Here is a 12,896-nt window from a genome sequence, read left to right as displayed (position 1 = left end):
TTTACTTTTCCGGCGTTGACGTCGCCGGTGAATGTGTCGGTGGGTGCGTTTGGCCTGCCGCAGATTACGTTGCCGTCGTTCACTTTTCCCGCGTTGACCTCGCCGCCGAACGTGATGGTCGGCGGGTTCGGCCTGCCCACGCTGACCATTCCGCCGATCAACGTTCCGCCCATCACGATCCCGGCGGGCACCCAGGTCACGGGATTCAGTCTGCCCGCGGCGCACGTTCCGGCGATCACGCTGACGTCGATATCCATCGGTGGCTCCAACGGCGTCGTCGACTTGCCGGCGGCGTATCTGAACCTCGACATAACGACGCCCAGCATCACCGTCCCGGTCGTGCTGTTCCTCCCGAACAACCTCTTGAACTTGCAAACGGGTATCCCCGGCGTGTTCCCGCAAATTGGCGGCGGCGTGATCAGCAATACCCTCCCCGTCGGCCATCCAGGCACACCGTCGGGCGGGCCCGGCGCCTACCTCCAACTCGGCCCGATTTCCATCAACGGCCTCGGCATCAGCATCCAGCAACTCTCCATTTCAACGAACCTGAACGTCACGATCGGCGGGTTCGACGTCCCCTCGATCAGCGTGGACGCCTTTGTCCTTCCCGGCTTCACGACCCCGGGAATCAGCACCCCGCAGTTGACGATCGGGTCGATCGCCGCGAGCGGGTTCACCCTGCCTCAGGTGTCCACGCCGGCGGTGACGACGACGCCGTACACGATTCCGTCGATCGGGCTGGACGCGTTCACACTGCCGCAGGTCTCCACGCCCGCGATCACGACCACGCCGTACACGATTCCCTCGATCGGGTTGGGTGGGTTCACGTTGCCTCAGGTGTCCACGCCCGCGATCACGACGACGCCGTACACGATTCCCTCGATCGGGTTGGGTGGGTTCACGTTGCCTCAGGTGTCCACGCCCGCGGTGACGACGACGCCGTACACGCTGCCGCCGATCGGGCTGAGCGGGTTCACCCTCCCCCAGGTCAACGTGCCGTCGGTCACCACCCAGCCCTTCACCGTCCCGCCCATCGGGCTAGGGGCGTTCACCACCCCGGCGCTGACCGTGCCGAGCATCCACCTGCCCAGCACCACCGTCGCCGGCTTCGACATCCCGTCGGCCCCAGGCTTCTTCAACTCGAGCACGGCGCCGTCCTCGGGCTTCTTCAACACCGGCGCCGGGGGCAACTCGGGCTTCGGCGACAACGGGTCGGGCCTGTCGGGCTGGTTCAACACCAACCCGCTGGGCGGGCTCGCCGGCGGGTCCGGTTACCAGAACTACGGCGGCCTGATCTCGGGCTTCGACAACCTCGGCGGCGGCGTCTCCGGGTTCCTCAACAAGGGAACGCTGCCGTTCTCGGTGACCAGCCTGGTCTCGGGCGTGCAGAACGTCGGCTACGAGCTGTCGGGCCTGTTCTACCAGGACTAGGGGTAGGTCCTACCCCTCCTTGGTGATCAGCTTGCGCAGCGCGACGCGGTCGGGCGTCAGCAACTCGGCGATGCGCGGCTTGTTCACCTCGGCGACGATGATCTCGCCGACCTCCTGGTAGACCTCGCTGAAGATGCCGTGCGACTTCATCTTCGAGGTCTGGTACTGGTTGTCCTCGGTCGGCGTCACGTAGTACACGGCGTCGGCCTTGAACCGGTGCACCAGCCAGAGGTGGATCAGCGTCATCAGCCGCTTCTGCCGCAGCTTCTCGGCGAAGGTGTTCTGGTCGCGCACCGTCAGGATACTGCGGCCGTGGCGGTCCTTGATCGGGTCGACGACGACGTTGGCCAGCTGCTCGTCGTCGTTGCCGTAGATCCCGAGCTCGAGCACGTCCGACCCGGGGCGGCGGGGCCGCAGCTGGACCCGCAGCTTCTCGCCGAGGTGGTAGTGCTCGCTCCACAGCGTGAGCCATTCCTCCAGCAGCTTCTTGGGCACCTCGGTCTGCACCAGGTGCTGATGCTGGGTCGAGCCCTTGCCCATGGCCTTGGTGGTCGCCGTGCGACCGGACGACGCGGCCAGCGCGGCGTCGCTGCGCGGCCCGCCGACCAGGGTTTGCGGCGTGCGGTAGGGCGATTCGACCAGGCGCATCTTGCGCTGCAGGCGCGCCAGCGCCAGCATGCCGTCCTGCTTGAGGGAGCCGGCGAACTCCTCGGCCGCGACGCCGTCGATCTGGTGCCCACCGTAGGTGATGAAGTTGAAGACGAAGCCCATCTTGCCCAGCTCCTCGGGGAACGCCTTCATCTCCTCGTCGGTCATCCCGGTGGTGTCCCAGTTGAACGACGGCGACAGGTTGTAGGCCAGCATCTGGTCGGGGAACTCGGCGTGGATGGCCTCGGCGAACTCCCGGGCGTCGGCCAGATCGGCGGTCTTGGTCTCCATCCAGAGGATGTCGGCGAACGGCGCCGCCGCCAGCGACTTGGCGATGGCATACGGGATGCCGCCGCGGATCTGGTAGTAGCCCTCCGGGGTCTTGGCGAGCTCGCAGTCCCAGCTGGCGTCGACGCCCAATTCCTTGGCCTTGGTCGTGGCGGCGTACAGCGACGCGCGCTGGGCGAAGCGCCGCCATTCGTCGGGGCTCATGGCGACCGGCTCGTCCTCGCTCTCGCCGAAGGCGAGCACCTCGGCCACCGCCTCGCCGTAGGTCATCAGCCCGGCGTCGTCCTCCCAGGCGGCGACGAAACGGGACTCGACCTGGTCGAAGAGGTCGTCGATCGAGGTGTTGCCGTCCTCGCGCCAGGCGTTGACGGCGTCGGAAACCAGGCCCTGGATGCCCTGCCGCTCGAGCCACGCGGTGGCGCCGGCGTACTCGGCGTCGGACATCGCGTAGAGCAGGTGGCCGTTGAGCTCCTTGACGCCCAACTCGTAGAACCGCCGGACCAGCGCGAGGAAGCACGCCTTGTACGACGGGATGTCGAGGTTGGTGGCGCCCAGCAGGAACGGCTGGTCGCGCTCGTCGGCGCGGCTGTCGAGCAGGTTGGCCGCCTCGGCGTCGGTGCGCGCCACGATGATGCCGGGCACCCGCATGACGTCGAGCTGGAAGCGCGCGGCGTTGAGGCGCTTGATCTGTTCGTCCGACGGCACCAGCACCTTGCCGCCCTGGTGGCCGCACTTCTTGGTGCCCGGCCGCTGGTCCTCGATGTGATAGCCCGGCACGCCGACCTCGACGAAGCGGCGGATCAGGTTGCGCACGTGCGGATCGCCGCCGTGGCCGGTGTCGGCGTCGGCGATGATGAACGGGCGGAAGTCATAGGCCGGCGTCGCGGCGCGCTTCTGCTCGCTCATCTGCAGCCGCTGATATTCCTGGTTGCGGTCGGCCGTGAGCAGGGCGCGCACCAGCACCGCCGCGTCATCGGGCACCTGGCTCAGCGGGTAGCTGGCGAGGTCGGGGCCGGGGTCTTCGGTGGTGGAGCCCTTGGCTGAGGTCGCCCAGCCGCCGAGGTAGATGCCCTCGATCCCCATCCTCTTCATGCTGACGGCCTGCCCGGGCGAGTACGGGCCGAACGTGGTGATGCTCTTCTTCGCCGCGAACAGTTCGCGCAGCCGGTCGTAGAAGGCCGCCGCGGCCTCCCGCGCCACGATGTAGTCGCTCGGAATGGTGCCGCGCTGCTCGGCGACCTGACGGGCCGTGTACAGCCGGATGATCCCGTTGAAGCGCGAACTGTCGAAGTATCGCTGCGTAGCCTCAACGTCCTGGTCGAACGGCGTACGGATCTCGTTGTCCGTTTCGATGATGGCCATGGGGTTACGCTCCTCCGCGGTACTCTGCAGCACGATTTTGCGCTGAACGTGAGTTTATCCCCGCAACCCTTGGTTCAATCACGGGTCGATCCAGCCGAGCCGAAACCGTTGCGATGCCGTACTCCGGCGTCCGGCGCCGCCGGGGCCTGCGGTCGGCATCCGATGCGGTAACGCCTTGTGCGACAACATGTTTCTCGCTTCAGGGCCGTGCGCCGCGGGCGCTCAACCAATCTCGCTGCCGGCGGACGAAGCCGGCGTCGACGGCCTTCCCGTGGCCGGGGACGTAGACGGCCCGGGGTCCGCCGACCGCGAGGACCCGGTCCAGGGTCGCCGGCCAGGCCGCCACGTCGGAGTCGGCGTCGATGAACGGGTCGGCCGATTCCTCGACGAGATCACCGGTGAACACCGCCATCCGATCGTCGCCGGGCGCCACGACCACGAGGTCCGAGGCCGTGTGGCCGGCGCCCAGGTGGGCGATCGTGACGGTGCGGTCCCCGAGGTCGACGACGGCGTCGTGGATCGCGTGCTGCGGGGGGCGGATGGCCGCGATGGCGCGGTCGATCTCGGCGGGGTCGGCCCCGTAGCTCAGCGCGTGGGCGCGGATCTCGTCGGTGCCCGACGACAGGTAGTCGGCGACCGCGGGCGCGCAGTACACCTCCGCGCCGGCGAACGCCGGGGCACCCAGGACATGGTCGAAGTGCTTGTGGGTCAACACAACATGGGTCACCGGGCGCCCCGCGATCCGGCGGACGTCGGCGTCGATCGCGGCCGCCTCGCGCAGCGTGGTGCCGGTGTCGACGAGCAGCGCCCCGCCGCGGCCGCACACCAGGCCGATCGTCACGTCGCAGAACGGCAGGCGGCAGCGATGCACGCCGGCGGCCAGCCGCTCCCACGCGAAATGCACACGACGAACGGTAGCCGAACATGTCGGGAAAACTTGACGTGTCGGGAATCTCCGACATATATTGCGGGGCGTGGCCACCGCCGATCGCGTGTTTCTCGCCCTGGCCAACCCGGTGCGGCGCGAACTGCTCGAGATCCTGGCCCGGCGGCCGGAGTCCGCGGGCGAACTCAGCGACCGGTTCGAGCTCAGCCGGCCCGCCGTCGCCGAACACCTCAAGGTGCTGCGCGACGCCGGGCTGGTCGCCGACGAGCCGCAGGGCCGCCGGCGCATCTACCGCCTGACCGCGGAACCCCTGGCGGAGCTCGGCGAGTGGCTGCATCCGTTCGAGAAGTTCTGGCGGGCCCGGCTGGGCGGGCTCGCCGAGGCCGCGGAGGGGCTGGAATGACGGGACGACCGCTCGCCACGATCCGGGTCGACCAGTTCGTGGCGGCGCCACCGGCGAAGGTGTGGCGGCTGCTGACCGAACCGGAGCTGCTGCGACTGTGGTGGGTCGAGGGCGACGTGGCCGCCGTCGTCGGCCACCAGTTCACGCTGGACATGCCCGGCTACGGCAGGCAGCCCTGCAAGGTGCTCGAGGTCGATCCCCCGCGCCGCTTCGTCTACACCTTCACCGCGGCCTGGACGCTCACCTGGCGACTCGAGCCGGAGGGCAACGGAACCCGAGTGTTCTTGGAACACAGCGGGTTTGACCTGGACGACACGAGGATGGCCGACGCGTTCGACCGGATGGGCCCCGGCTGGCGCGACGTCGTGCTGCCCCGCCTCGCCCACACCGCCGGCCAAAACCAAGGAGAACGCGATGCGCGCAGTCGTCATCACCAAACACGGTGACCCGTCGGTGCTTGCGGTCCAGCAGCGGCCCGATCCGCCGCCGCCGGGCCCGGGACAGCTGCGCGTCGCGGTGCGCGCGGCCGGGGTCAACTTCGCCGATCACATGGCGCGCGTCGGCCTGTATCCCGACGCGCCGAAACTCCCGGCGGTGGTGGGCTACGAGGTCGCCGGGACCGTCGAGGCCGTCGGCGACGGCGTGGACGGCGGGCGCGTCGGCGAACGGGTGCTGGCCGGCACCCGATTCGGCGGCTACGCCGAGACCGTCAACGTCGCCGCGAGCGATTCCGTGCGGCTGCCCGACGCGCTGAGCTTCGAGCAGGGCGCCGCCGTTCCCGTCAACTACGCCACCGCCTGGGCCGCACTGCACGGGTACGGTTCGCTGCGCCCCGGCGAGCGGGTCCTGGTGCACGCCGCGGCCGGCGGCGTCGGTATCGCGGCCATCCAGTTCGCGAAGGCCGCCGGCGCCGAGGTGCACGGCACCGCGTCGCCCGGCAAGCACGCCAAGCTGGCCGAGCTGGGCGTGGACCGCGCGATCGACTACCGCCGCGACGGCTGGTGGAAGGACCTGGGCCCGTACGATCTGGTGCTCGACGCCCTGGGCGGCACCTCGCTGCGGCGCTCCTATGCCCTGCTGCGCCCGGGCGGAAGGCTTGTGGGATACGGCATTTCGAACATGCAGCACGGCGAGAAACGCTCGCTGCGCGCGGCCGCGCCGCACGCGTTGACGATGCTGCGCGGGTTCAACCTGCTCGACCAGCTCTCCGAGTCCAAGGCGGTGATCGGCCTCAACATGCTGCGGCTGTGGGACGACCGCGGCACGCTCGAGCCCTGGATCACCCCGCTGGCCAAGGCGCTCGACGACGGCACCATCTCCCCCGTCGTGCATGCGGCGGTGCCGTTCGCCGAGGCGCCCGAAGCGCACCGGATCCTGGCCGCCCGGGAGAACGTCGGCAAGGTTGTGCTGGTGCCCTGAGGTTTTTAGCGTCGGGGCAACGGCTACTTGTCCCCTATGGCTATCACCGAGACCCGCGAAGTCGTCATCGACGCGACGCCCGACGAGATCCTGGACGTGTTGTTCGACCTCGAGTCGTTGACCCAGTGGTCGTCGTTCCACAAGAAGGTCGAAGTCCTGGAGCGCGACGACGACGGCCACCCCACCAAATCCCGGCAGGCGGTCAAGATCGTGGGCGTCACCGACGAGCAGGTGCTGGACTACACCGTTCACGACGACGGAGTGAGCTGGTCGCTGGTGAGCGCCAAACAACAACGCGCGCAGGAGGGCCGCTATCGGCTGACGCCCGAAGGCGATTCCACCCGGGTCAATTTCGAGCTCACCGTGGAACCCTCGGTGCCGATCCCCGGCTTCCTGGTCAAACGGGGCGCCAAGGGGCTGATGGAAACGGCGACCGCCGGCCTGCGCAAGCGGGTGCTCGAAGTCAAGGGCGGCAAGTAGGCGCTTCCGGAGCCAGCTTTCGCGCGCGACACTTTGTGTATGGAACCGACACGAATCGCGTGCGTCGCGGGAGGTCTGGCGCTCGTGGGCGCGCTGGCCGGCTGCGGCGGCGGCGGTGGCAGCCACATGACGGCCCCGCAGTCGCCGAAGGTGACGACCCTCGGCCGAAGCGTCCCCGACGCGCCCGCCGGCGGCCCGCTGACGATCAGCAGTCCCGCGTTCGCCGACGGCGCCCCGATCCCGGCGCAGTACACCTGCAAGGGCGCCGGCGTGGCGCCGCCGTTGACGTGGTCGGCGCCGCAGGGAGGGGCGCTCGTCGTCGACGACCCGGACGCCCCTCGCGGGCCCTACATCCACTGGATCGTGGTGGGCATCCCGCCCGGCCCGGGCAGCACCGCCGACGGCCAGACCCCGCCCGGCGCCAGCAGCCTGCCCAACTCGGCCGGCCAGGCCGGGTACGACGGGCCGTGCCCGCCCGCGGGCACCGGGGCGCACCATTACCGGTTCACCCTCTATCAGCTGCCCGCCACCTACCAGCTCGCCCCGGGACTCGCGGGGACGCAAGCCGTACAGGCGATCACGCGGGCAGCGAACGGGCAGGCGCAGTACACCGGAACGTTCGGCTCCTGATGCCGGCGGCGGCGCCGGCGTTGGACATCACGCGGGCAATACAATTCGCGCAGCTGGTCGACGCGACCTACGCGACGTCGCCCGGCGACCTGACCAACGCGGCCGGTAAGCCCCTGAGCGCCGGCGGCATCGACTACACCGTCGTCACCACGATCTACGCCAACGACCTGGCGACCGACATGAACCCTGCCCGGGCCGGCGACGAGGTGTCGATCGGGCTGATCTGCCAGGCGGACAAGACCGGCGACGTGGCGGTCGCACTCCGCGGCACCGAGGGGATCCTGGAGTGGATCCACGACGCCGACTTCTTCCAGGTGCCCTGCCCGTTTTTGGCCGGGGCCGGCCACACCGAAGAGGGCTTCACCATCATGTACGAGTCGCTGCGGACGGGGACGCAGCCGGATTCGCCGACGGTGGTCGACGCGCTGCCGAAACTCGTGTTCCCCCAACCCGTCAACTCGGTGACGATCTGCGGGCACAGCCTCGGCGGGGCCCTGGCGACGCTGCTCGCCCTCGACGTGGCGGCCAACACGACGTTCACGCAGCCCGCCGTCTACACCTATGGCAGTCCGCGCACCGGCGATGCGCTGTTCGCCGGCACCTACGACCAGGTGGTCACCGACTCCTATCGCATCGCCAATCGGCTGGACATCGTCCCCGCGCTGCCGCCGCCCCTGGACTACGAGCACGTGCTCAACCCGTACGAGCTGAACCCGATCCGGTTGGTGCCGCTGCCGCCGAAGGTGTTGGTCAAGTACACGGTGGCGTGCGAGCATTCGCTCGCCACCTACCTGTACCTGCTGTCGCTGCAGTCCGGCGGCGCCGTCCTTGCCTTGGAGCCGGCCTGCCAGCCCTGAAGCGGCTCAGGCCATGTCGTCGAGCGCCTTATAGGCGGCGTTGTAGCCGGGGGTGAACGTGATCCCCGGCCCGCCATGGCATCCCGCGCCGCCGAGGTAGAGGCCCTCGATCGGAATCGGGCAGTCGAGGAACCCCTTGGGCCCGGGGCGGTTGGGCCCCATCAGGTCCGGGTGCAGCAGCCCGTGGCAGAAGTCGCCGTCGGGCGCGGCGAACATCGTGTTCATGTGGTAGGGCGCAAACGTGATATGGCGGATCACGATGTCCTTGAAGTTCGGGGCGAACCGGGTCAGCTTGTCGATGACACGCTGGGCCATCTCGTTTTTCAGGTGGCCGTGCTGTTCGCGGTCGACTTCGACCGGGAAGGCGTAGGCGAACGCGCTGGCGGCGTGCTTGCCGGGCGGCGCCATGGCGGGGTCGTGCACGGACGGGATCTGCAGTCCCAGCGACGGGTTGTCCGGGATCAGGCCCCGGCGGCAGGTTTCCCATTGCAGCTGTTGTTCTTCCGGCGAGCCGAAGATGCCGACCGACTGCTGCATGCCCTCTTCGTTCAAAAACTCATACGGCGGGGCGAACCGGGGCAGCCCGTCGAGGGCGAAGTGCAGCTGCACGAACGAGGCGCGGTGGTCGCGGCCCGACACGCGTGAGACAAGCTGCGCCGGAACGTGTTCGGGGGCGATCAGCCCGGTCAGGGTGACATCGGGCGACAGGTTGGACACCACGATCGGGGCGGTGATCGTCGAACCGTCGCGCAGCCGCACCCCGGTCACCGCGCCCCGCTCGACGAGGATCTGCTCGGCCTTGGCGCGGAACCGGAGCTCGCCGCCGTGGGCGACGAACAGCTCCCGCAGGTGCTCGGTCAGCGCGCCGATGCCGCCCTTGAGCTTGGTCATCATCGCGGTGCTGTCGTCGGGAACCGCCAGCGCGAACGCCAGGCAGGTCGCGCTGCCCGGCGTGTAAGGGCCGCGATAGGTGGAGTTGACGGCCAAGAATGCGAGCATCCCGCGCATCACCGCGTGCTTGTCCTTGTCGGGCAGGTAGCGGTCGATCACGTCCATCGCCGAGCCGAACAGCATCTCGTGAATGGCGCGGCGTTCGGCGTCGTCGGCCGCGCAGGCATACATCTCGTCGAAGGTCTTGGGCGGCTGGCGAACGTCGAAGCGGCCCAAGGCCTTCGCCGGCCCCTGGCTCCAGGCAATCAGCTCGGCCATGCCGGTGACCGCCTCGATGCCGTGCTTCTCGCCGAGGTGGGTCATCAGCTGGATGGGATCGCGGTAGAAGACCATCGGCTCCTCGCCGGCTTCGCCGATGTTGGTCGACATCACGTCCGGTTCCACCGTGGGCAGGGTGTCGAGGCCGAGGTCCTTGGTGATCTGGCTCGCCGTCGGGAACTGCACCGAACCGGCGATCTCGTAGCGGAACCCGTCGATAAGCTCGACGGTCGCCGCCATGCCGCCGGCGTAGGTATTGGCTTCCAGGCACAGCGTGCGCAGGCCCGCCCGCTGCAACACCGCGGCCGCCGTCAGCCCGTTGTGCCCGGCCCCCACCACGATCGCGTCATAGCCGGTCATCAGTGTCCTCCTCGGGTCGGCGCGTGACAAGAATATGTCAGTACTGACATAATTGGAAGATGTCAGTTCCGAAGCCCGCCAACCGCCATGAGCAGCGCAGCCGGTCGACGCACGAGGCGCTGCGCCGGGCGGCGCTGAAGAGCTTCGCCCGCAAGGGGTTTGCCAACGTGACGGTGACCGAGCTGGCCGCCGAGGCCGGCGTCACCGAGCGCACCTTCTTCCGGCACTTCCCCACCAAGGAGGCCGTGCTGTTCTCCGACTACGAGACCCAGGTGGAGTGGCTGGCCGAGGCGCTCGCGCAGCGCCCGGCCGCCGAGCCGCTGTTCGACGCGGTCCTGGCCAGCGTCGCGGCCTTCCCGCACGACCTCGAGGTGGTGCGCCAGGCCGCGACGGCCCGCGCGGAGCTGATCAGCGCCGAACGCATCGCGGGCCACCTGCGGGTGGTGCAGGCGTCGTTCGCCCGGGTGCTCACCGACTTCGTCCGTGGCCGCAACCCGGACGTCGCGAGCATCGAGCTCGCCGCCGAGGTCGCGGGATCGGCCCTGGCCGCAGCCCTCGTTGTGGCGGTGGAGAATTGGGGCCGCAACGGCTGCACCGGAGACCTGGGCGAGCTGGTGGCCGCCAGCCTGGACGTCGTTCGCTCGGGATTGGCGCCGCTCGCCTGAGTCTCGGCGTCGCGCTCGCCGAATGTGCATCCCGCGACGGTTCCACCGCGTGTCGCGTCGCGAAATTCACACTCGGCCGCGGGGCCTAGTACAGGGGCGACCACGTTGACGTGCGGAGCAGCCGGCTCTCCCACTGGTCGCGGAACTTCAGCGCCTCGACCATGTAGCTGCCGGGCCGCTTGTGCTCGGGGGCGGTCTCGGTGGTCAGCAGGCGCACCAGCGCCGCGTAATTGTCGAAGTCCTCGATCTTCTGCCACAGCACCGCTTCTCGCCGGCGTGAGCTGCCGTGCGCAACCTGGAAGCAGGCCTGGATGTCGAGGATTCGCCGGTCCCTGGGCGCCTTGGACAGCACCCGGTAGTAGATCTCGTCCCACATCCGGATGTAGTCATCCAGCGCCGCGTGGGGCCAGCCGGTGTCCTCCATGAACATCGTCGGCGGGTGGGTCTGGCCGGTGGTGGGCACGCCGGCCAGGTCGACGGTCTGCATCGGCGACCAGTCGACCGGCAGCAGGATCTTTCCGGACACCTCGTGGCGCAGGTTGTCCAGTTCGCGCATCCACGGCTTGAGGTCCCCGCTCTGGGCCCGGCGGGCCAGGCGCTCCCACGCCGCGCCGTCGCTGATCGCGGTGATGGTGACGACGTTGTAGGCGAGCCCGGAGCCGTGAGCGTGGTTGGTGTACCAGAGCAGCCGGGCGTCGTCGTCGTTGGCCAGCGTGGGCATCCAGCCGTCACGGTAGGCGGCCTCGAAGTCTTGCTCGCGCGCGCCGACCACCTGATGGGTCTCGTGAAGAAACAGCACTGCGACGTCCTAGGTCTCGTCCGAGATGAGCGCGGCGATCTGCCGCCGGCTGACCTTGCCGGTCGCGTTGTACGGGATCTGGTCGACGACCGCCAGCCGCTCGGGCAGCTTGAAGTAGGCGATCAACTCGCGGCAATGCGCGCGCAGCTGCTCCAATGTCACTGGGGCGCAAGCCACGACGGCGGCGCCGACCCGCTGGCCGAGTTCGTCGTCGGCGACCCCGGCGACCGCGACGTCGCTCACCGCCGGATGGCTGCGCAGCGCCTCCTCCACCTCGACCGGACCGAATTTCTCTCCCCCGCGGTTGATCGTGTCGCTCAGCCGGCCGCTCGGGAAGATGTAGCCGTCGGTGTCCAGCCGGGCGAGATCGCCGGTGCGCAGCCAACCTTCGGTGACGTTCTGCGTGGTGTGCACCCACAGCTCGCCGACCGTGCCAAGCTCGACGTCGTCGCCGGTGGCGGGGTCCACCACCCGCACCTCGACCCCGGGCAGCGGCCGGCCGACCGAACCGGCACGGGCCGGGTCGCGGTGATCGTCGGGCAGCAGCGTCGTGTAGGCCCCCAGCGTCTCGGTCTGGCCGAACACGTTGGCGAACGCGACGTGCGGCAGCGCGGCCATTGCCCTGCGCACCAACGTGATTGGCGCGGCGGCCGCCCCGTACGCGATGGCCACCAGCGACGTCAGGTCGGTGCGCGCGAAGTCGGGGTGGTCGAGGATGCGCTGCAGCATCGTCGGCACCATGAAGGTGGTCGCCACCCGATGCTCCGCCACCAGCCGCAGCCACTCGCCGGCGTCGAAGCGCGGCAGCACCACCGAGGTGTGGCCCGAGTACAGGCTGCCCAGCGTCCCCAGTGCGCCGCCGACATGGAAGAACGGGACGCACATCATTCCCACCGCGGGTTTGGTGCCCGGCTGGTACGGCGGCGTCATTCCCCTGATCCGGTCGGTGAGCCGGCGGCCGCTGATGCCGATGGCCTTCGGCAATCCCGTTGTGCCGCTGGTGAACAGCACCAGGGCGTCGTTGCCGTCGGCCGACGCGACCGGCACCTCGGCATCAGGGGCAGCCGGCCCACCGGTCAGGTCCGAGGCGGTCAGCACCGCCGGCGCGCCGGCGTCGCGGACCCGCTGCGCGTACTGCTCCCCCGCCACCGCCGCGTCGGCGCAGCCGGCGTTCGTCAGCAGCCCGCGCAGCTCCGCGGGCGTCAGCGCGGGATTCATCAGCGCGGCCGCGGCGCCGATGCGCGCCGCCCCGAGCATCGTGGCGATCGATAGCACGCTGCCGTTGTCGACGACCGCGACGCGTTGGCCGGCCCGCACGCCCCGGTCGGCCAGGCCGGCGGCGCACCCGCGGACCGTGGTGGCGAGCTCGCCGTAGCTGGTGGCGCGCCCGTCGATGATCAGCGCAACCCGGTCGGGCTCGCCGGTCGCGGCGGCGTCGAGGATCGTCCCGGTGTTCATC

Annotated in this window: 12 protein-coding genes and 1 pseudogene; 8 read left to right on the top strand and 5 right to left on the bottom strand. The window is 69.6% G+C overall.

Annotated features, from left to right (window positions below; all coding sequences use genetic code 11):
- A pseudogene (locus AC5Y4Z_RS26050) lies at positions 1-1,431 on the top strand (PPE family protein); the annotation flags it as partial.
- Positions 1,432-1,440: 9 nt separating this feature from the next.
- Here the strand turns inward: AC5Y4Z_RS26050 and aceA are convergent.
- The gene (aceA, locus tag AC5Y4Z_RS26045; RefSeq protein WP_499967917.1) at positions 1,441-3,729 is read right to left on the bottom strand and encodes an isocitrate lyase ICL2; all 2,289 of its coding nucleotides are present in this window, start codon (positions 3,727-3,729) and stop codon (positions 1,441-1,443) included.
- Between the two features lie 199 nt (positions 3,730-3,928).
- Complete coding sequence (locus AC5Y4Z_RS26040) at positions 3,929-4,633, bottom strand: MBL fold metallo-hydrolase (RefSeq protein WP_499967916.1); 705 nt, start codon at positions 4,631-4,633, stop codon at positions 3,929-3,931.
- Positions 4,634-4,703: 70 nt separating this feature from the next.
- Between AC5Y4Z_RS26040 and AC5Y4Z_RS26035 the strand changes: the two genes are divergently transcribed.
- Genes AC5Y4Z_RS26035 through AC5Y4Z_RS26010 form a run of 6 tightly spaced genes read left to right on the top strand, consistent with a single transcriptional unit; the run spans position 4,704 to position 8,404 of the window.
- Complete coding sequence (locus AC5Y4Z_RS26035) at positions 4,704-5,018, top strand: ArsR/SmtB family transcription factor (protein ID WP_499967915.1); 315 nt, start codon at positions 4,704-4,706, stop codon at positions 5,016-5,018.
- A complete protein-coding gene (locus AC5Y4Z_RS26030; protein WP_499967914.1) occupies positions 5,015-5,464 on the top strand; it encodes an SRPBCC family protein in 450 nt (149 codons plus the stop codon). The genes AC5Y4Z_RS26035 and AC5Y4Z_RS26030 overlap by 4 nt, the downstream gene beginning before the upstream one ends.
- Positions 5,433-6,437: a zinc-binding dehydrogenase gene (locus AC5Y4Z_RS26025; RefSeq protein WP_499967913.1), complete on the top strand. Its 1,005-nt coding sequence runs from the start codon at positions 5,433-5,435 to the stop codon at positions 6,435-6,437. The genes AC5Y4Z_RS26030 and AC5Y4Z_RS26025 overlap by 32 nt, the downstream gene beginning before the upstream one ends.
- Before the next feature lie 36 nt (positions 6,438-6,473).
- Positions 6,474-6,917, top strand: a complete 444-nt coding sequence (locus AC5Y4Z_RS26020; protein ID WP_499967912.1) for an SRPBCC family protein — start codon at positions 6,474-6,476, stop codon at positions 6,915-6,917.
- Between the two features lie 39 nt (positions 6,918-6,956).
- Positions 6,957-7,547, top strand: a complete 591-nt coding sequence (locus AC5Y4Z_RS26015) for a YbhB/YbcL family Raf kinase inhibitor-like protein (RefSeq protein ID WP_499967911.1) — start codon at positions 6,957-6,959, stop codon at positions 7,545-7,547.
- Positions 7,547-8,404 (top strand): lipase family protein, encoded by an 858-nt coding sequence (locus AC5Y4Z_RS26010; RefSeq protein WP_499967910.1) that lies wholly within the window; start codon positions 7,547-7,549, stop codon positions 8,402-8,404. Before AC5Y4Z_RS26015 ends, AC5Y4Z_RS26010 begins: the two co-directional genes overlap by 1 nt.
- 6 nt (positions 8,405-8,410) lie before the next feature.
- On the opposite strand, the gene AC5Y4Z_RS26005 is transcribed toward AC5Y4Z_RS26010, so the two are convergent.
- Positions 8,411-9,973: a phytoene desaturase family protein gene (locus AC5Y4Z_RS26005; RefSeq protein WP_499967909.1), complete on the bottom strand. Its 1,563-nt coding sequence runs from the start codon at positions 9,971-9,973 to the stop codon at positions 8,411-8,413.
- 59 nt (positions 9,974-10,032) lie between these two features.
- Between AC5Y4Z_RS26005 and AC5Y4Z_RS26000 the strand changes: the two genes are divergently transcribed.
- The gene (locus tag AC5Y4Z_RS26000) at positions 10,033-10,638 is read left to right on the top strand and encodes a TetR/AcrR family transcriptional regulator (protein ID WP_499967908.1); all 606 of its coding nucleotides are present in this window, start codon (positions 10,033-10,035) and stop codon (positions 10,636-10,638) included.
- Between the two features lie 85 nt (positions 10,639-10,723).
- Here the strand turns inward: AC5Y4Z_RS26000 and AC5Y4Z_RS25995 are convergent, their stop codons facing one another.
- Both AC5Y4Z_RS25995 and AC5Y4Z_RS25990 read right to left on the bottom strand, forming a co-directional pair.
- Positions 10,724-11,437, bottom strand: coding sequence for a hypothetical protein (locus tag AC5Y4Z_RS25995; RefSeq protein WP_499967907.1), 714 nt, complete (start codon positions 11,435-11,437; stop codon positions 10,724-10,726).
- A gap of 9 nt (positions 11,438-11,446) precedes the next feature.
- A complete protein-coding gene (locus tag AC5Y4Z_RS25990) occupies positions 11,447-12,895 on the bottom strand; it encodes a class I adenylate-forming enzyme family protein (protein WP_499967906.1) in 1,449 nt (482 codons plus the stop codon).
- Position 12,896: the final 1 nt, after the last annotated feature.

It is taken from the genome of Mycobacterium sp. NGS63, from assembly GCF_059812295.1.
The sequence above is the reverse complement of the archived record's forward strand: the minus strand, read 5'-3'. Positions and strand labels throughout refer to the sequence as shown.